The 1,275-nt window shown below is 39.8% G+C and carries 3 protein-coding genes; all 3 read right to left on the minus strand.

All coding sequences use genetic code 11. The annotated features are described in order from the left end of the window. A partial coding sequence (locus ELS82_RS25050; protein WP_134837723.1) for a type II toxin-antitoxin system Phd/YefM family antitoxin occupies positions 1–146 on the minus strand: 146 nt, incomplete at its 3' end. Positions 147–382: 236 nt separating this feature from the next. After that, positions 383–592 carry a GDCCVxC domain-containing (seleno)protein gene (locus tag ELS82_RS27410; protein ID WP_134837776.1) on the minus strand — a complete coding sequence of 70 codons (210 nt, stop codon included), beginning with the start codon at positions 590–592 and terminating at the stop codon, positions 383–385. 186 nt (positions 593–778) lie between these two features. Continuing rightward, entirely contained in the window at positions 779–1,084 is a 306-nt protein-coding gene (locus ELS82_RS25060; protein WP_025611608.1) for an NIPSNAP family protein, read from the minus strand. Between the last annotated feature and the right edge of the window lie 191 nt (positions 1,085–1,275).

A 1,275-nucleotide genomic window follows, 5' to 3' on the forward strand; every position in this document is an offset into this window, starting at 1 on the left:
ACATCAAGGACAACCGCAACACCCTTACCACGTTGTGTGATTACTAATGGTCTACGAGTTTCGTTAATCTGTTTAATAAATGACGTTACGCCAGCACGAAATTCAGACAAAGGCTGAATATCTTGGTCAAAGTGGATACGGCTCATGTTGAACTCCTAACAGTACAATTTAATGTACAAATGATAGTTCAAATAGCCTTTTTGAGCAATAGCCTGATTTTGTGTTATAACGCCAAATTAAGTAGTGAGCAACGCATCACTTACCTAAATTATTGTGCCGTAAACACTTAAACTGATTCAAACCGAAAATGCCAAGCGTTGCGAATCTGCTTAAATTTATTGTTATGTTGATTTTCTTCAGTGTAGAAATAGCGTTCAACTGACTAGCTACAACACTTGCCCTGCTCTTGGATTGGTGGACAAGGGACGCTCCCATAAGAGCAAAATACACAACAATCGCCAGCCTTCGGCTTGAGTAGTTCACCACACCCTTTACATTCATAGAAGTAGAGACATGAATCTGTGGGCATTACTTCCCTGCTTTTATGTCCACACTTCGGACAAACTAACTCCGATTCCAATTCTGTTTTCACGAGAGTTTTTCCTTCATTCTGAGATAATTATAAGCATAGAACCTCAGTAGCAACATAACGCCAAATTAAGTAGTGAGTAACGCTAGCACCCACCTAAACCATTGTGCCGTAAACACTTAAGCTGATTCAAACCGAAAATGCCAAGCGTTACGAATCTGCTTAAATTTATTGTTATACGTTGCTTCCCTACCTGAGCACAGGTCTGAAAAAACTACGTTCATAGCTAATGATGCAGTCTACTTTATCTGCAAATTCAAAAGCTTCAATACACTCGGGATCATTTAGAGATTTGAGACGATACTCTTCGTATGCTGATAAGCTTTCAAATGAGAACAAAGCTAGAGCTATATTATTTGCACCTTCTGACGGTAGGAAATAGCCATTGTGCTGACCACCGAACTTCTCAACAAGTGGAATCCACATTCTTGCGTATTCTTCAAATTCTTTGACCTTTTTCGGGTCAATCACGTACCTGACATAGCAAGTAATCATAAGCTTTAAATCCTTCTAATTGCTTAATTTCACGCGCAACGTATAACGCCCAGTTAAGTAGTGAGTAACGCACTGAGTAAGCCTCTGCAAACCGCCTAAAACACCAAACACAACGCATAGTAAATTCGCCGAGCGTTACGAATCTGCTTGAACTGTTTGTTAGGCAAATTTTGCTACGCACTCATTAACTT

Source organism: Vibrio ouci, from assembly GCF_004551525.1.
Classification (GTDB): Bacteria; Pseudomonadota; Gammaproteobacteria; order Enterobacterales; family Vibrionaceae; genus Vibrio; species Vibrio ouci.

Coding starts and splice junctions, on each gene's coding strand:
- ELS82_RS25060 (WP_025611608.1), bottom strand. CDS start 1,084: ATGATTACTTGCTATGTCAGGTACGTGATTGACCCGAAAAAGGTCAAA.